Source organism: Paenibacillus macerans (genome assembly GCF_900454495.1).
In the GTDB taxonomy this organism is placed as follows: Bacteria; Bacillota; Bacilli; order Paenibacillales; family Paenibacillaceae; genus Fontibacillus; species Fontibacillus macerans.
The window spans coordinates 2,657,936-2,675,148 of record NZ_UGSI01000001.1; the positions used below are offsets into that span (position 1 = coordinate 2,657,936).

The 17,213-nt window shown below is 44.9% G+C and carries 17 protein-coding genes, 1 tRNA gene and 1 pseudogene; 10 read left to right on the forward strand and 9 right to left on the reverse strand.

Annotation, left to right across the window (positions count from 1 at the left end; translation table 11 throughout):
- Positions 1–79: 79 nt before the first annotated feature.
- The gene (locus DYE26_RS33125; protein ID WP_127463417.1) at positions 80–277 is read right to left on the reverse strand and encodes a hypothetical protein; all 198 of its coding nucleotides are present in this window, start codon (positions 275–277) and stop codon (positions 80–82) included.
- 218 nt (positions 278–495) lie between these two features.
- On the opposite strand from DYE26_RS33125, the gene DYE26_RS11880 reads away from it, so the two are divergent.
- Genes DYE26_RS11880 through DYE26_RS11895 form a run of 4 tightly spaced genes read left to right on the forward strand, consistent with a single transcriptional unit; the run spans position 496 to position 4,891 of the window.
- The gene (locus tag DYE26_RS11880; RefSeq protein WP_036624202.1) at positions 496–1,608 is read left to right on the forward strand and encodes a tetratricopeptide repeat-containing glycosyltransferase family 2 protein; all 1,113 of its coding nucleotides are present in this window, start codon (positions 496–498) and stop codon (positions 1,606–1,608) included.
- Complete coding sequence (locus tag DYE26_RS11885; protein ID WP_036624203.1) at positions 1,605–3,212, forward strand: glycosyltransferase family 2 protein; 1,608 nt, start codon at positions 1,605–1,607, stop codon at positions 3,210–3,212. Before DYE26_RS11880 ends, DYE26_RS11885 begins: the two co-directional genes overlap by 4 nt.
- 35 nt (positions 3,213–3,247) lie before the next feature.
- Complete coding sequence (locus tag DYE26_RS11890; protein ID WP_063836319.1) at positions 3,248–4,189, forward strand: hypothetical protein; 942 nt, start codon at positions 3,248–3,250, stop codon at positions 4,187–4,189.
- A gap of 36 nt (positions 4,190–4,225) precedes the next feature.
- The gene (locus tag DYE26_RS11895; RefSeq protein WP_115311215.1) at positions 4,226–4,891 is read left to right on the forward strand and encodes a class I SAM-dependent methyltransferase; all 666 of its coding nucleotides are present in this window, start codon (positions 4,226–4,228) and stop codon (positions 4,889–4,891) included.
- Between the two features lie 374 nt (positions 4,892–5,265).
- On the opposite strand, the gene DYE26_RS11900 is transcribed toward DYE26_RS11895, so the two are convergent.
- The 5 genes and pseudogenes from DYE26_RS11900 to DYE26_RS11915 all read right to left on the reverse strand — a co-directional run bounded on the left by DYE26_RS11900 (position 5,266) and on the right by DYE26_RS11915 (position 7,719).
- A complete protein-coding gene (locus DYE26_RS11900; RefSeq protein WP_036624204.1) occupies positions 5,266–5,838 on the reverse strand; it encodes a hypothetical protein in 573 nt (190 codons plus the stop codon).
- A 14-nt stretch (positions 5,839–5,852) separates the two neighbouring features.
- Positions 5,853–6,236, reverse strand: coding sequence for a hypothetical protein (locus DYE26_RS33130; protein WP_127463418.1), 384 nt, complete (start codon positions 6,234–6,236; stop codon positions 5,853–5,855).
- A 309-nt stretch (positions 6,237–6,545) separates the two neighbouring features.
- Positions 6,546–6,863 (reverse strand): SIMPL domain-containing protein, encoded by a 318-nt coding sequence (locus tag DYE26_RS34680; protein ID WP_051985578.1) that lies wholly within the window; start codon positions 6,861–6,863, stop codon positions 6,546–6,548.
- 153 nt (positions 6,864–7,016) lie between these two features.
- Positions 7,017–7,187, reverse strand: a pseudogene (locus DYE26_RS34850) (SIMPL domain-containing protein); the annotation flags it as partial.
- Positions 7,188–7,515: 328 nt separating this feature from the next.
- The gene (locus DYE26_RS11915) at positions 7,516–7,719 is read right to left on the reverse strand and encodes an AbrB/MazE/SpoVT family DNA-binding domain-containing protein (protein WP_051985580.1); all 204 of its coding nucleotides are present in this window, start codon (positions 7,717–7,719) and stop codon (positions 7,516–7,518) included.
- Between the two features lie 621 nt (positions 7,720–8,340).
- Between DYE26_RS11915 and DYE26_RS11920 the strand changes: the two genes are divergently transcribed.
- The 3 genes from DYE26_RS11920 (at position 8,341) to DYE26_RS11930 (ending at position 9,900) form a co-directional block, all read left to right on the forward strand.
- A complete protein-coding gene (locus tag DYE26_RS11920; RefSeq protein ID WP_036624205.1) occupies positions 8,341–8,721 on the forward strand; it encodes a sigma-70 family RNA polymerase sigma factor in 381 nt (126 codons plus the stop codon).
- A gap of 72 nt (positions 8,722–8,793) precedes the next feature.
- A complete protein-coding gene (locus DYE26_RS11925) occupies positions 8,794–8,994 on the forward strand; it encodes a helix-turn-helix domain-containing protein (protein WP_036624206.1) in 201 nt (66 codons plus the stop codon).
- Positions 8,995–9,543: 549 nt separating this feature from the next.
- The gene (locus DYE26_RS11930) at positions 9,544–9,900 is read left to right on the forward strand and encodes a hypothetical protein (protein WP_036624207.1); all 357 of its coding nucleotides are present in this window, start codon (positions 9,544–9,546) and stop codon (positions 9,898–9,900) included.
- A 115-nt stretch (positions 9,901–10,015) separates the two neighbouring features.
- On the opposite strand, the gene ltrA is transcribed toward DYE26_RS11930, so the two are convergent.
- Positions 10,016–11,416 (reverse strand): group II intron reverse transcriptase/maturase, encoded by a 1,401-nt coding sequence (ltrA, locus tag DYE26_RS11935; protein WP_036624208.1) that lies wholly within the window; start codon positions 11,414–11,416, stop codon positions 10,016–10,018.
- A 1,180-nt stretch (positions 11,417–12,596) separates the two neighbouring features.
- Entirely contained in the window at positions 12,597–13,787 is a 1,191-nt protein-coding gene (locus DYE26_RS11945) for a M48 family metalloprotease (protein WP_036624210.1), read from the reverse strand.
- A 712-nt stretch (positions 13,788–14,499) separates the two neighbouring features.
- On the opposite strand from DYE26_RS11945, the gene DYE26_RS11950 reads away from it, so the two are divergent.
- Positions 14,500–14,745, forward strand: a complete 246-nt coding sequence (locus tag DYE26_RS11950) for a helix-turn-helix domain-containing protein (protein ID WP_036624211.1) — start codon at positions 14,500–14,502, stop codon at positions 14,743–14,745.
- An 80-nt stretch (positions 14,746–14,825) separates the two neighbouring features.
- A complete protein-coding gene (locus DYE26_RS11955; RefSeq protein ID WP_082207862.1) occupies positions 14,826–16,115 on the forward strand; it encodes a tyrosine-type recombinase/integrase in 1,290 nt (429 codons plus the stop codon).
- Between the two features lie 2 nt (positions 16,116–16,117).
- Here the strand turns inward: DYE26_RS11955 and DYE26_RS11960 are convergent.
- Positions 16,118–16,205, reverse strand: a tRNA-Leu gene (locus DYE26_RS11960).
- A 349-nt stretch (positions 16,206–16,554) separates the two neighbouring features.
- Between DYE26_RS11960 and DYE26_RS11965 the strand changes: the two genes are divergently transcribed.
- Positions 16,555–17,022: a YhjD family protein gene (locus DYE26_RS11965; RefSeq protein ID WP_051985581.1), complete on the forward strand. Its 468-nt coding sequence runs from the start codon at positions 16,555–16,557 to the stop codon at positions 17,020–17,022.
- The last annotated feature ends 191 nt before the right edge of the window (positions 17,023–17,213 follow it).

Genomic DNA, 17,213 nt, shown 5'->3' on the forward strand with positions numbered 1-17,213 from the left:
AGTTTCTTCGCTACTCGCAGTAACCTCCTGGTTAATTTTATTTTTCTTATCCCCTTTTTCCCCGAGCGTTCCATGTTATTCATGTTGTACTCTTCCTCATTTTTTTCTTAGCTCTCCTGCGTTTTAAACTCACAAGCGCACGACTCAAAATGTTAATGGAATCGACAATATCATTTCTTGCTTGCTTAACTTTTCCGCAATTTAAAAAACGCTCTGCTTTGTATAAACGACAATTAGCATCTTTCAACAATTGGTTAAAACTTCGTCGGCTGGTCATTAATCCTCCCCCATCTAGCTGATTTATTCGGTTAGCCCAGAACTTCCATGTATCATAATAGTCTATGGTTGGGAGGCGAATATCACCACGGTGTTAACCTATATTCAATTTAAAAACACCGTAACGACACTCACACCAGATGTACCAGTAACCAGTTAGGCAATTTCTGAATACATAGCAGTAATTTAGATTAACTCGACCTAGATGGAGGGCATGGAGTGATTACTATAAGCCTGTGCATGATCGTGAAGAACGAAGAAGCTGCCATCGGGCGATGCCTGGAAACGGCGGCTGACCTCGTCGATGAAATTGTGATTGTCGATACCGGTTCGACTGACGACACTAAATCCGTTGTCAGCCGTTTTACCTCGCAGTTTTATACGTTCAACTGGGTCGACGATTTTGCCGCCGCACGGAATTACGCCTTCGAACAGGCGACGATGGATTTTATTCTTTGGCTGGACGCGGATGATGTCATCGAGCCGGCGGACCGGGACAAACTGCGCGAATTAAAGCAAACGCTTGATCCTAACGCGGATTCCGTTACCATGTTGTATCATCTTAGCAAGGACGAGTACGGGAACGTTACGTTCAGTCTGAGGCGTAACCGGCTCGTCCGGCGATCACGGAATTTCCGCTGGATCGGCCCGGTTCATGAATACTTGGAAGTCGGCGGCCATACCGTACACAGCGATATCGCCATTACCCATCTCAGCAAAAATGACGGGAAAGATTCGGATCGCAATTTAAAAATATATGAACGCCGCCTGTCCGTAGAAGAAGAACTCACTCCCAGGGATATCTATTATTATGCTAACGAACTAAAGGATCACGGGTTTCACCGCAAAGCAATCCGGTATTATGAGACGTTCTTGAACGGAGGCAAGGGCTGGATCGAAGATAATATTTCAGCCTGCGGCAAGCTGGCCGACTGTTACCATGCCTTGGGGGACCGCCAATCAGAGCTGGAAGCTACCCTGCGTTCCTTGCAATATGACCACCCACGGGCTGAATTCTGCTGTAGGCTCGGGTACCATTTTCTTAACGAACAAAACTATAAAGCCGCTATTTTCTGGTATAGGTCGGCGATTCAAGCAAAACCGGAGGATGATCACTTAGGATTTGCCAATCCCGCCTTCTGGACCTGGCTGCCGCATTTGCAATTAAGCGTATGCTACGACCGGATCGGCAAATACGAACTTGCTTCCCAGCACAATGAACTTGCCCTGCATTACCGGCCGGAGGACCCGCGGATGCTGAAGAACCGGGAATACTTCCGAACGAGACTTGAGCAGCCCCTTGAAGCAGCAGCAGGGGGAATGTCTTCATGAGCGGGGGAATACTTCGTATTTTGATTGGAAGTCCGATCCGCCAGCAGCCCGAAATTCTCCAAAGATTTCTAGCCTCGCTCGCGAACCTTGAACGAACTTCCTATGAGGCTGTCTTCTTTTTTATCGACGATAACGACGATCCGGCATCTGCCGAACTGCTTCAAAAATTTTCTTCTCATCACGCCGGAACGATCATCAAGCGGATGACCTCGTCCTCCGATTACATCCGCAACGACACAACTCATTATTGGAACGAGCATTTAGTCTGGAAAGTGGCGGGTTATAAAAATATATTTATTCAGCATGCCCGAGAGCAGCAATTCGACGGCCTTTTTCTCGTCGATTCGGATATTCTGCTTCACCCGCATACGATAGAACAGCTTCTGGAGGCCAAGGTGGACATCGTTTCGGAAGTGTTCTGGACCCGGTGGCAGCCCGAGGCCGAACCCCAGCCCCAGGTTTGGTTGCAAGATGAGTACACCCAGTGGGTGCAAAAACGGGGCGAGCAGCTTAACGATGAACAAATTGCAGAGCGATATAAATCGTTCATAGACATGCTGCGTACTCCGGGGTTTTATGAAGTAGGAGGACTGGGCGCTTGCACCTTGATCGGCAGACGGGCACTGGATGCCGGCGTGAACTTTCGGCCGATTCCGAATTTGTCGTTCTGGGGTGAAGACCGTCATTTTTGCATCCGTGCCGCCGCTCTTGGCTTGTCTTTATATGCGGATACTCATTTTCCCGCGTACCACATTTATCGGAATAGCGATTTGCCTGGGGCCGACGACTTTCTTGCTCATTATGAGAAGCCAACCCCCATTCCTGTCCGATCCGAAAAAAACACTAAGGCAGCAATTCCTTCCGCGAGCCAACCGGATGGGTCCGGATGCGCGGATTTCCTTCGCCGTCACCTCCCCCTCACCTTGTCAATGATCGTGAGAAACGAGGCCGGACGGTATCTGAAGCAAGCCTTGCAAGAACATAGCGCCTATATCGGTCAAGCGGTCGTCATTGACGACGGAAGCACCGATGAGTCGGTTGATGTGGTTATGGATACGCTGCAGGGACTTCCCGTCAAACTCGTCCGCAACTCAAGGTCCAAATTCGACAATGAAGTCGAGCTGCGCCGGCAGCAATGGCAGGAGACGATTCGTACCGATCCAACATGGATTCTTAATCTGGATGCCGATGAATGGTTTGAACGGCGCTTCGCCGAAGAAATCGAAGGAATGCTTCAGCAAAACGAGACGGATGTGTTCTGTTTCCGTTTATACGATTTTTGGAACGCAACGCATTACCGGGAAGACGCCTACTGGCGTTCGCATTTGACCTACCGTCCGTTTCTGGTTCGTTACCGCCCATCCTTCACCTACCGTTGGAAAGAAACGCCTCAGCACTGCGGCCGATTTCCCGCAAATATATTTGAATTGCCGCATCGGCTTTCTCCCCTTCGAGTGAAGCACTTCGGCTGGGCCAAGGAAGAGGATCGGCACGAAAAGCTGCACCGCTACCGGGAGCTGGATCCCGGCGGCGCTTACGGCTGGCGGGAACAATACGACTCGATTTTAGATCCCGTGCCGAATTTGGTGGAATGGACTGAGTAAGCGGCTTATCGCAATGAAAGGAGATAACAACTGAAATGGATGTTATTCATACGTTGCCCTTGTTCATCCGCCCGGAAAACCGGGAAGCGGACATCGCGATGGCTTTCGAGTGCTTGAAAAGCCTTGGCGCTTCCCGCGACCATCATGTTGTCATTTACAACCAAGGATCGCTGTCATTCGAGGAAGTGGAATCCCTAGTCACACGAAGCGAAGTGTCGGCCGACATTCTCGGAAGCGGCAACAATGATGGGATCGCGTTCGCCCGCCAGGCATGCTTCAACTATATCGAGCAGCAATATCCGAGTGTTCCGTTTATATCGGAGATTCACGTCGACATGCTGTTTCCTCGGAATTGGTATGCACCTCTAATTTCTTTCTTAACGTCATCCGATGAACCCATGATTTGTCCAGGCCTTCTAACGGCCTACGGAGAGCTGCAGCCGCTGGGAAAACGGATCGATCTTCCCTCTTCGCCCGAAGCCATTTTGCAGCTTCTGGAGCAATTGCCTCGGGAGGGGCTGAAACCGGGATTTGTACATCCGGTCCTGCATCGTGCTGAGCTTCTCCGCGAGTTTGGGGGTTACGATGTTCGTTTTTTGCAGGGCACACAGGGATTCGAGGATGACAGTCTGTTGTTGGCTTATGCCTACTACATGGGCACCCGTAGCGGATGGCGCCCCAAATGCTGTTTATCCAGTTGGGTTTACCACGCCACGCTCGCTCAGCGCATGTCTTTGCCCAATTTTGGAACGGAAGTTCTTCGCAACGAAGAAGGTCTGGCAAGCCAGTATGGTGCTTACGGTTTCCGGCAATTGTCCCGCCTTCATGGAGATCATTCCGGCTTCCGGGATCTCTTCCATAAATACATCCCTTTGAGAAAGAGTGAGGAACTTATGACTTGCGAAATGCAAGGGACATATCAGAATCAGGTTTGGGATCGAATTTGGTCGGGAAATGTCTCTTACGAGTGGGATTAGCTCAGCCAAACGATCTACGAGCAAATTCGAGAAGTAATCACCTTGAATGACCGTGTACAAATTGCTGAAGCTGGTTCGGGGACGGGCAAAGTCTCCTTAAAACTGGCGGAAGAAGGTGCTAACGTAACTTTGATCGACCTTTCGGAACAAGCCCTGAGAAACAGCCGGCAAGCCTTTTTCGAGAGACATGTCCCCGCGACCTTTCTTCAAGCCGACATTCGGAATACCGGACTTCCAGATGCCCGATTCGACTTGACCTGGAATGCCGGTGTGCTTGAACACTTCGAAGAGGATGAGCAAGTCGCGATGCTGCGGGAAATGGCCCGGATTACCAAGCCGGGAGGGACAATACTGGTGATGACGCCAAACGCGAGATGCTTGCCTTATGTGGTGGGGAAAGCGATCGCGGAAAAAGAAGGAACATGGATGTACGGCAAAGAACATCCGGTGACTAGCTTGCGGACCGTTGCCGAACGGAGCGGGCTTGTATTTCTGGAAGAGAAGCACACCGGGTTTCTTGACAGCCTTGCTTTTCTCGATTTCATTCATGAGTCCGAACCTGTTAAAACAGCCTTCCGTTCATGGTATGAGTCGCTTCATTCATCGCAGAAGGATAACTTCCCCGGTTATCTGCTCGTTACCATTTGTCGGGTTCCGCTGCTTGAATATGAAAAACAAATTGAAATGGTAAACCCTTCCTGACCAAGCGAACAGAACTGTCATTACCAGAAAAAAATTTCCCCTTCTCAGAATGTTTAACCAGGCCAACCATTCCTTGTAGAAAGGAAGTCAATAATGCGGTAAACTGGGTAAAGTAAAATAGAGCAGAGCCGGGAGAACTCTGCTCTTTGTTTATTTTTGTAACAAAATTCCCTTCTGCGATGATGTTTTTTACCTTCTCGTTGGAGGTGACGCTTAGCTGTCTCTGCAAAACTCCGTTATCATTTTTCATCAGACCTTCGACCGTGGCCTAAAATAAAAAACTAAACCACCCTATGCGGGTGGTTTTAACTAATTAACTGTACCGAAATAGCCACAACTGACTATTTCTTTAGCAGCATCTTTTTATCAGAAAATTATCGGAGTTCTGTGGCCGTTCCATTAGACCAACTGCCTGTTCCGTTGACACTTTTGGTACCGGTTGATTTGGACAATTCAATATAAACAATATTGCCATTTTTACGTTCCCAAAATAGTATGGCTTCATCAGAGGAGTTGCTTAAGAGAAGGGCTGGAAAACGATCACCAACTTGCAAAGAGTTCTTTCTCTCTTCACTGAAAAAAGCCTTATTAAATGAGCTGGCTTCTTCTTTACTAAGATTTTTGACAAATTCAATATCGACATCACCAACATTTATTAATTTCCAATCTTTAATCTTTTCACCTTTAATCTCTATTAACTTGTTCTTTCCCTTTTCCCAACTCTTGTTCAAAAAATCCAATACTTCCGGTTTTGTGACTTCAGTAAAAGGTTTGTGATCGCGAACTTCTGCTTTTTCATCCAGTAACTGTGGTTTAATATCGGTATAAGGTTTCTGATCATTTATTTCCACCTGTTCTTGATCATTGCTTGCAAATGAGTAGGATGCAAAACCGATTGCCAATATAGAAACTGTGGAAAGCAAGGCTATTATTTTTTTAGCTTTCATTGGAAATCATCTCCTTATGGCCAGTATTCATTACCGCCGAAATCGTCACCTTCACCTGAATCCGTCTCACGGTAGATATTGTACGGCATCCAGTAACTTGACGAACTAGGGTGCGTGCAATATGCCGTTTTGGCTCCAGATGCCGGATAACCATCATCTTCTTTTGAGCCTACAAATTCACCGTCCTGATAAAATTCAAAATAGACGCGAGTATATACATAAACTGGGTCTCCTGGGCCGTCATCCGCTGATACAGCACCCTGAACATAGTCCCGACTACAACCATAACTAATACCGGCGCTATATTCCAACCAAGCACTTGCATTTGACACAAATGAAAAACTTAAGATTAATGCGAGTATTGAAATTGCAGTTAATCGTTTCCGTAGTCCCCTCATTTGTCCTGTCCCCTTTCCTATTTACTTAGCATCACTAGTGGCTTGGCACTATTTAAAAACTTTATTCCCTCCCAAAGACACCTCCAACTACCCTTATTTAGTTTCCACCACCAGCAATTGGTACAGTATAATTATAAAAGGGAAGTATACCCAATTCAAGTCCTGTTTTCCAAAATTGGATTAATGAATGCCTGACAACTTTAACCGTCTATCACTTAAACATTGTAAGAATTAACCCTCATCATTTCACAGTTTGGGCGAACTTTACCTTTTAGTCGCTCATAGGTCGGCAACTATAAATATTGATAGTTACTTCATCTCATAAACCACGTTGATCATTGCTTGCACTTCGATTTCTCCTGCTTCTACGTGGGCACTTCCCGCACTGTCCATGGCAGCCTCGTTAACCGTCTTGTACTGCACCGAAATGCTCGGCATGCTGGCGTTCTCCATGTTGATGCTTACCGCCTGACCCAAGGTGAGGCCAACCGCTTTGACAAGGATGCCCGCTTTCCGGCCCGCATCGGCCATTGCTTTTTGGATGACTTCCTCTTCGTATTGATCCGGTTTCTCGGTGCCAAAGCGGATGTCTTCGATTTGATTGGCCCCCGGCAGCGGAAGTCGCATCCAGGAGCTCTCCTACCTTATCCAGGTTGCGGTAGGTCACATCCAGCGAATAACAGGCCATATACCCGCTGATGGATTCCGCTCCCGTTTTATCGTTATACGTATAATCGGGGCGGACCGAGAATTGACTGGCTTAGATATTTTTTTATTAATGCCACAAGTTTCCTTGAGCAGTTTGGTCAGTTTGGCCGCTTTCTCGCTGTTCGATTTCTTCGCTTCCTGGGCTGTTTTCGCTTTGGTGACGACGCCGATGGACAAATAAGCCACATCCGGCTTCACGGTAATCTCGCCTTTTCCTTGAACGCTGACAACGTTAGTATTAATACTGCTCTCGGGGGCGTTGGTTGAATTTAACTACTAAACACGCTCCACGGACAAATGTTTCAGCAAATAAGAATAATCGGCGAATAAATTAATTCTAGCCTTTTTCACCCAAACAAGCGTGAATTCAACTGTTAGAAATTGAAATCCCGTCTTTTCGGTTAAATAAGCTCGATCGTTAACGACATACTACTGATCCGGGATGTAAGCCCTCGCTAGCTCCAAAAAATGGATTGGCCCACTGATTTTCCGCAAGAGTAAAGGGCATATGATTTTCTGCCCCCATCAAACCGTACGTGAGGTTTTCCCTCATACGGCTTTCCGATGTTCGTCATTCATGGGCATGCAGATTGAGGATTTGACAGAATATGCATGTTTGTCCCTGATACTTGCGAAACATAATCTGCTTAGCATCATGATCAACGAAAATCTCCATAGGGTCCTTTTCTTCGATTTCCAACAATCGCCTTAATTCAATGGGCAACACGACACGCCCCAACTCATCTATCGTCCGAACAATCCCTGTACTTTTCATGAGTTATCCCCCAAATATTTCTTCATATTCCTAACCTTTGTATATTTTATCTTATTATATACTGAATCATGAATAAAAGGGATTTTGTAGCTTCATACAAAGGAATTTCATTCAGAACCGGAATTCAATTTCATTTTATTTTTCTCCATCCATTTGCTTTTCTTCCGCTGTTAGTGCGTCGGAGTAAGGCATATAAGACAGATCAATAACACCACCATCAAATTCTGGAGTCTTGATTCATTATAGATATAAAGACCTACCAAGCAGTTGGAAAACCAGAGATTATTTGTTATTCTAAAAAAGTAATCAGGGTCGTCAAGTACCATTGGTAGCGGAATTTGAATCACCTTTAGGACACGTATTTACTGACGGAGGGCAGGTTCGTTGTTTGTGGTGTCCTTCCTGCATTCAGATCTTCAACTGCGTGTACTCGAACAGTACATAACTTTTCATATAAAAGAATCGCATAGTTTAGCTATAATATATCCCTCCAATTTCTAGAGATCAAACTCAAATATGGTCTCTAGTTGTTCTGAGGGATATTTTTATGTCTTTTGAGTTGCCTTTTTGCCACCTAGTTCCTATTTACCAAATAAGAGACAAATGAAAGGAGAGGTACAAATGGGCTCAAAACTTGGGGCTTGTGAAGCAGTTGAAAAAGGGTTTAGCAACTATATTAAAGTATGTCTTAAACACGCTAGCAGGGATTATTTCAAGAAGCTATATCGAGATTCTGTTCTTGTACCGTTTGATGAATGTGAGCCAAAGATCGCCATTAACATCCGGACAAGTACTACAATAACTTTTGAAGATTATGCAGCACTCTCACAAGCCATTGAGTCTTTGAGCTCCTCAGAAAAAAAGGTGCTATATCTGAAATTTTTTCAGGACAAAACAGATAAAGAAGTCGCTCAATTTATTGGTGTTACGAGACAGGCCATCACTAAATCAAAATCGAATGTATTGGTGAAGCTTAAAAGTCACCTGGAGGTTCAATCATAATTTTTACTGTCGCATGCGTGCTCCTCCTTCTTTAATTGTGATGAAAACATTAATCAAAGGAGGGCATTGCTTATGCGTGAAGTTATAGATCTGATTCAACCCGCTCAAAACGGTGATACACAGGCTGAAGCCGAACTTATTCATCGTTACGAGCCGCTAATTAATAAATACTCGAGACAAAATGGGAGACTTAATGAAGATTGCAAGCAACAATTAATTCTGGAGTTCATTCTTGCTGTTCGTCGTTTCGATCTCAATCGGTATTATCATTAAAATAATAAATAAGCGCTGTATAAGTAATCGGAGCTTGTTTTTATATACTTTTTTTCACCTGCAAGTAGGCTTTTGTGAAATAAATGCGGTCCCTTGAAATTAGGGAGTCGAAAAGAATCCTCACCCCCAATTTTTCCTTTTAAAATTTAAAACAATTGCTATTTTCAGTTGACTTCATTGCGGCAACCTAGCGAAAAATAGATATTGCAGCCTATGGAGATTATCAGTTTTATCGTCTTGGTCGAAAAGGGGGAGCCCCTATGCTTCCCCTTTCTTTTTTATGATGGTTATAAGCGTTCGATTTTTTAACTCATTGCGTAACTAATTACTATCACAAAATTAAAAGATGCTTGTTGATAAAGCTGTCGGGGAAATTGCGGATGAATTAGACTTTGTAGCAAGTCTAGGTGATGCTCTCGAAGGAACTGTACAAAACGCAATTGTACAAGCTATAATAAGTGTTACCTGTGGATCAATCAATAGTTCTGTCGCTAATAGGATCGCTAATGTCTTAGTATTAATTTTCTTATAATTGAGAGGTTAAACAACATGAGTGAAACTATGGAAAAAAAAGTTGAGGCCTTAGAAAAAAAGGTTGAGCGACTGGAATTATACTTACAACTGTTCCGGCAAATTGTACTTGAGCCAGAAGAGTATCGGCTCTGGGATTGGATTATTGCAAACGAATTAACTCCTGATCAAGTGACTGCAATTAAAACCGTTTTAAAAAAGCATGTTCTGATCCACCTAGACAATAAACCTGTTCAGTTGAAAGAATTAAAGACTGAACTAATTCAGGCCCTTTCTCCCATGCAACACCTTATGAATGAAAAAAAAGCCACAGAGCTTCTTAGAAGTGCTGTTAAAATGACACCGTATCATGCCTTGACTACTTATCTGGAATAGGAATACATTACATTGCAGTATTACCTTCACCATCCATTAATCGAGTAGGAGGCTATTCATTAGATGAGTAGCCGACCTCTCACACCACCGTACGTACCGTTCGGTATACGGCGGTTCAACCGCATAAGTGCAATTTACGTAGACGCTCGTATTGCGCAGGAAAGTCATAATATCCTGCCTGTACGAGCTTTTTGTTTGTTATAGAACGAGACAACACTGGACTTCCGGCGATGCGCCAGTACCCGAGACGGGAATTGCCCCACTGGTAAGCCTGCCATTCCGGTATCCCCAGCTTCCGCAGGTTTTGTGCTTTTGTTCGCGGCTTTTTCCACTGTTTCCAGATGTACATCCGCAGTCGTCTTCGCAACCATTCGCTCCAGCTTTGCAAGATCCGTTTCATGTCGGCCACATAGTAGTAACCAATCCATCCCCGAATGTAGACTTTCACCTTTTCCATGACTTGGCGAACATTTCTGCCCTGGCTGCGACTCGTGAGTTCTTTCAACTTCTTCTTCGCTTTTGCGAGGGATTGTCCATGGGCACGGATGTACACACCATTCTTGTTCTTTCCCAGGGCAAAGCCGAGAAATTTGAAGTGCTTTCGGGCCACTACGCTAACGACCTTGCTTTTCTGCGTATTTATCTGGAGTCTCAGTTTGGTCTCGAGGTACTTCCCGCAGGATTCCAGTAGCCGCACCGCTGCCCGTTTGCTTTTGGCAAGCACCACAATATCGTCTGCATAGCGGATGACGTTCACTCCGCGGCCTTTCATCTCTTGGTCAAATTCGTTCAGGTAGATGTTCGCCAGAAGCGGCGACAGGGGGCCTCCCTGAGGGGAACCTTCTTCTGTTTTGCAGTGCACCCCGTTCTCCATAACCCCACTTTTCAGATATCTCTTAATCAGCTCGGTTACGCGCCTGTCCTGAATTTGTTTGCGCAAAAGATGCATAAGCAGCTCATGATTCAGCGTGTCGAAGTATTTGGAGAGGTCGATTTCTACTGCGTAACCGTATCCCTGTTCTGCATAATCTTTCACCTTACGAATGGCCTGTTGTGCGCTCCGACCGGGGCGGTAGCCATAGCTTTCCTCCGAGAAGAGCGGCTCGAACAGGGGCTGGAGCTGCTGGGCGACTGCCTGCTGAATCACTCGGTCCACGACCGTGGGTATTCCAAGCTTCCGTACTCCGCTTCCATCCGCTTTGGGAATTTCCTTGCGCCGTACCGGGCTGGGCTTGTATCTGCCTTCCCGGATCTTTTGCAACAGCTCGTCTCTATGTTCCTGCAGCCATGGTAGCGCGTCTTCTACGGTCATTCCGTCGATTCCTGGCGCTCCATGGTTGCGTTTGACCTGCTTGTAGGCTCTGTTCAAATTGTCTCTGTCCAGAATCTGCTCCAGCAGGTCTGTTGCACCGCCTCTTTCTTTACGTTCCCGAATGCCGGCGCTCCGCACTCCCGCATGCTCTTCGCGTTCCACGCTATCCCTTTGCAGGTAGCCCTTTCGGTATTCTGCTTTCATCGCGTCGACTCTCCTTTCGGTATGTACTCGAGACTTACGATTGTTCGGCCCTTCCCCGAAAAAAAACCTTCCGGGTACTATGGCCTCTGCTGACTTCTCACAGCAAGCTTTACTCCGTCTTTCGGATTTTTTTTTTCCTACTTGTCGTCTGTGAGACCTCCCCGGGTAAGAGCGATAACTTTCCCCTCATCTATCTGCCACATTTACACCATGGGATTCGGGCAGTATTGGACTTTGCTTTGTAGTGCAAGCTCGTCCGTCCCATGATGCCTTCTATGTGATTTCTGTTCGTCAGACCGAGGGTTTGCCTCCGGCTTCCTTCAGATTCCGCCTCGCGGCGGACACCCTTGCCTTCAGCTAGCAGTTCCTACTGCCAAGCCTGTAGCGGACTTTCACCGCCGAGTTATCGCCCATGCCGGGCGCACACCCAAAAAAGCTCATCGTTTGCATTTGGAAACGATGAGCTTTTGTAAATTGGAGGTATAAATTATGAAGCCCTTTCGTTTTTTAATGAAATCATTTCGATTTTGGTTAGTTTTAATTTCATTTTTCATTATAATTGTAAATATTTCGGGAAATGATGACTACAACATACTATTTGCCATATTTAGTCCGTTGGTCTGGTTATACGAATCCTCTCTTTTTGTACGAAAAGTAGATATTCCAATAACGGTAGTTTATCTCACCACATTAGTTTTCTGGTATCTTGTTGGTTTCATTTTAGATCGACTATTACAAAAACTAAGAAAATAAACAAATCCTAAATAAATTTATTCAAAATTCATCCATATAAATCCATTTTCAGAAAATATGGTAATATAAGCACGTAAACCAATCTGTTGTATTCTATCGTTTATAGCATCCCAATAATAAAATTCAAGAAATCTATTATTAGTTATCGTATTTCCGAAGAAGTGGGCGTTTTCTTCCGATGGTGTTGGTGTGCGGTCGAGAATTGAAGCGAGTCTAATTTAATACTGGAGAAGGGGGTGTCCGGTTATTGGATTCTGGAACCGGTAGGAAAATTAAAAAGGTAGGCCATATATAAGCGATTTGCCAAGGATCGAGGGAAGTCTGACTATCATTAGTTTTCCCCCACCCAAATACCATGGAGCTACTAATTGTATTTTGGAATCGACTCTTGCATTGACATTTTAAGTCTCATCGTTGCAATAAGCAATTAATCCCCACTCCATCCTTTTCCAGTAATTGCCCATTTTAATGTCTGAAAGAAATGCCTTATATATTCTTTATATGACCATTTCTTATAATTCTGAAGTAAGTGAATCCTGTAGTCTAAACTAGGGTGTGTATGCCACCTGCTATATCTTTCCGGAAGCTTCCTATACCAAGGTATATTTGTCTCCATATTTTCATTCTGCATTCTTTTAAGCAGCTTTATCAACCCTAATCTGATTTCAGGAATTAACTCACATGCTTTTCTATCTGCACGCATTTCTCGAATCTGATACCAATATCCATGTTTGGCGTACAGCAAGTAAATTAACATACCCAAAAAAACAATCATCATAACAGGGATTGCTAAAACCAAAACAAGTGCTACATAGACTAAGTACGCACTAATAATGCCTACGATATATACATAAGTGAGCATCCCAGCGATAAACAAAAAAATTGTACTCGTAGAAAACAAAGTACTTTTAAAATCATAATCCTTATACTTAATATGTATCAATTCATGAGCAATTAAAGCTTTCAACTCTTCATCTGAGAATTCTTCACAAGCTTCAGTCGTTAAAACAACAGCGTTCCTTCCTTTACGGAACCATGGTTTTAAATATGCATAACCTGGCGATCGACTACTAATTGTTATAAAAAGCTCTATACCGTGCATCCCCAACTGTTCTTGGGTATCCATAAAAATTTTTACTACTCGTTTGTTTGGAGGGAATAGTAGAGTTTCCGACATCAACTTTTCAATCAATAGTTTGCGCTTAAAAAGTACGATTAAAATACGGTTAATGAATAAAATCAACTGCTTCTTAAATCTCGAAATAAATTGCTCTTTAATTGACCTTTGATTAATATTTGTGTGGTTGAAGGGCGGTTCGCTTTCATTGAGATCGAGTTGTTCTTCAAACTTATCTAACACTTCAGACCATATTTTTGTCCACCTATTTCCTGTCATTACTAAAGCAGCTATCATGATTAGATGATAAAAAATCGACACGTTCGATTGAAAAAACATTACAACAATTATTGCGGGGACCAGATGCGATAATAGAATAAGTAAAAATGAATATAAATGCTGGATATCCCTTTTTTGAACAACTAGTTTTGCTAATGAAAGTAATCGAGCATAAGCAAATAGGTTGCCAAACATAAAACTAATGGAATAAATGACTCCCATTCTCTTTCCCTCACATGTTGTACCCAATTGTATTCTACTTTTCTAAAGCTCGTTCTTCGAAAGGAATCTGAACTTCAAAATAATCAAAAGTCAACTATTCTAAAAACGACATAAATCTTTAAAATCACTACTTGGAATTTGAAATGATCTTTCCGCAGTCTCCCTGCCGCTTATACTGATCTCTCCTTCATTATCATGTAGTCCATCCAACATAAAAAGGCACTTTCGCTATTTAACTCATATAATCGTACAACCATTGGTTGCTTTTTTGACGGGAAACCCCATTTAAGTATGTAGAAGATCATTGATGATCTTCCCTGTGTTCATTCTCTAAAATCACGTTCCTTGACAAATTCATACTGCCTATTTCAAGTACGTTCCTCGGCCTCCGTAAATAGCGGAAGCGACGAAGCGGTAGCGCCATGACTGTTTCTAACACGAGCGACCAACTACCGGCTGAAATCAATCTGTGGCGGGTTGAATCGCGATAACTGGCATGAGGGATAATGATACTTCTGCCTGGCCAACGTCACGGTATTGGGGGCAGCCCGCTCGGATGAGGGGGAGCTTCGGAAAACCGAAGTTATGATGCAGGCTTGCCACCTGTAGCTTGAAACAGGCATTCATTCCCTTTTCCACATGATTTCTCTGTTACTCTCATTTCTCCTTCTTCCTACATAAAAAAATTTATTTAAGAGAGGAGATTATTAGTATGTGCCCGCCTGAGCTTTTCAAACTGATGTTTCAAAATTACCCCGATGTCGTCAATGTTCCGCAACTTTGCGAGATGCTAGGCGGCATTAGCACCAAATCGGCTTACAAGCTCCTGCAAGAAAACAAAATCAAACATTTTAGAATCGGCAGAGCTTACAAAATCCCCAAAGCCAACATCATCTCCTACCTTCACAGCATTATGACCGATTCTCTTACTATTCACTGCGACGCTTTAGTGCATTGAACCAATCTCAGCACTATGATATGCTAATAGTGTCAATGGTAGGAGATCGGGCTGCTAACCAAGGAGGGATATCTTCAAATATGGTAGCAGGCCACCTACAGGAAAAGAAGGGGCTTTTTTATATCGTTCTGAACTACAAAGATGGCGGAAAACGAAAAAGCAAATGGATTCCCACCAAGCTTCCGGTAAAAGGCAACAAGAAAAAAGCGGAAAGCATGTTGCTAGAGGCGCGCAAGAATTTTGTGCCCCCCTCAGAAGCTGTCCTGGAGAATGCGGAAGAGCTGGTTGCTGAAGAAAAAATCGAGGAGACATTGGAACTCCAAGAAAACGAAAAAATGGAAGAGGACAACGTTTTATTCGCCGACTTCATGGTGGAATGGCTTGAAATGATGAAATACCAAGTTGAAATCACCACCCATTCGGCTTATAGTTTTGCAGTTAACACCAGGATCGTCCCGTACTTCCGGGAAAAAGGAATTTATCTGAAGGAACTGCAACCCAAACACCTTCACGATTTTTATCAGTATGTCTTGAAAGAATTTGGGCTGACTACAAACACTGTACTGCATTATCATGCCAACATCAGACAGGCCTTGCAGCATGCTTTTGAATTGGACATGATTCCTTCGAATCCAGCAGACAAAGTCAAGCGGCTCAAGAAAAACCAATTTATCGGAAGCTACTACACGAGCGATGAACTAAACGATTTGTTCGAAGTCGTGAAAGGCGATCCGGTTGAGTTGGCTGTCATTCTGGCAGCTTTTTACGGGCTGCGGCGAAGTGAAATTGTTGGACTTAAATGGGGCGCCATCAACTTTCAACACAAGACGATTACCATTAAGCACACAGTTATCCCTGTGTCGTATCAGGGCAAACAAATTATAGTGGAAAAGGACCGGGCCAAGAACAAATCGAGTTATCGTACTTTGCCGCTCGTTCCTGTCTTCCTAGAGTTGCTACTGCGACTGCTTGAAGAGCAGCAAGTGAATCAGGCTATGTACAAGGACTCTTACAGCAACCAATATCAGGACTATATTTACGTCAATAAGTTGGGAGAGCGAATTAAGCCGGGTTACATTACTCAACATTTTCCGCTCGTCCTGAAAAAGCATAATTTACGGCGGATTCGGTTTCACGATCTTCGGCACAGTTGCGCCAGCTTACTGCTTGCGAACGGTGTCAGCTTAAAGGAAATTCAGGCATGGTTAGGGCATAGCCATTATTCCACTACCGCCAATATTTATGTTCATCTTGAATACAGCTCAAAGCTTTCTTCAGCTCAAGTGATGAGTAATACTTTGCAAATTCCAAGTATGCAAAAAGCTCCTGAATCTCCACAAGAGGAAGCTCAAGAGCTCGTTAATTGTTAGATTGGTGCGGTCGAGAGGACTCGAACCTCCACGGGGGGTTAGCCCACACGGACCTGAACCGTGCGCGTCTGCCAATTCCGCCACGACCGCATTTTTTACCTCTCCGATCGCTCCTCAGAAAAAGGAGAGAACTACAGGAGAGAACTTGAAACCACTACTTACGAAAAACCGCATAACACCAAGGTTTTTGAGGGCAAATCCTTGACATCCGCACTAGAACCTGAACCGTGCGCGTCTGCCAATTCCGCCACGACCGCGTATTTTGTCGGTGCATTGTTTTTGCAGCAACGTTATATATAATAACATGTATTTTGATGTAAATCAACAACCTTTTTTTGCTTGGACCGGTATAAAACCTCCCCTTGATTAAAACCGCTCCAATAGGGTATGATAAGAACATAAGTTCGCATATATTCGCATATAAAGGCGGTGTTTTCCCATGGCTGTTCCCGGCCTCAAGGAGGATGAGCTCGCGTTAATCAAAAGCGCGCTGCTGCTAGGATTTTTACAGAAAGTATTTCAGCGGGACGCCCGGATTCTCGAGCAAAGCGGGGTGCTGAAAAGCCCCGAGGTTTACGCCGATTTCATTCGTGGCGGAGAACGGCGGGTGGCCCTCGTGTTGGCCGAGATTCACGGCAAGTTCCGCGAGCGCAACATCGAAATATACCGGATCAGCCAGGACGAGAACGGCATCCAGGCGGAGTACCGCTGCCGCGGTTTCCATGGCAAGATGCGCATTCTGTGGGCCGGCTTGCAGCGGGAGGTGTCCTCGCGGATGCGCGCGTATCTGGGCGGCAGCGGCGGCGCGGCGGCCAAAGGGCGGTCATCCTCCGAAGCCCTCTTCCAGAACGCGGACGATGGCGCCTTCCCGGCAAGTATAGCAAAAAGGGGACCCTCCAAGGTGTGATCCATCACCTGAAAGGTCCCTTTCCTCCGTTACTGCACAGGCGGCGAGGACAAAGCCTGCTGCACGCGGGTTACCCCCTGCGACAGCGCGTTTCCGGCCAAAGCCGCGGAAGCCACGGCGACCGTTTCCAAAATTTCCGCATCGGTCGCTCCCTTTGACTTGACTCATGAAATCAAGGATTTTCACATAAT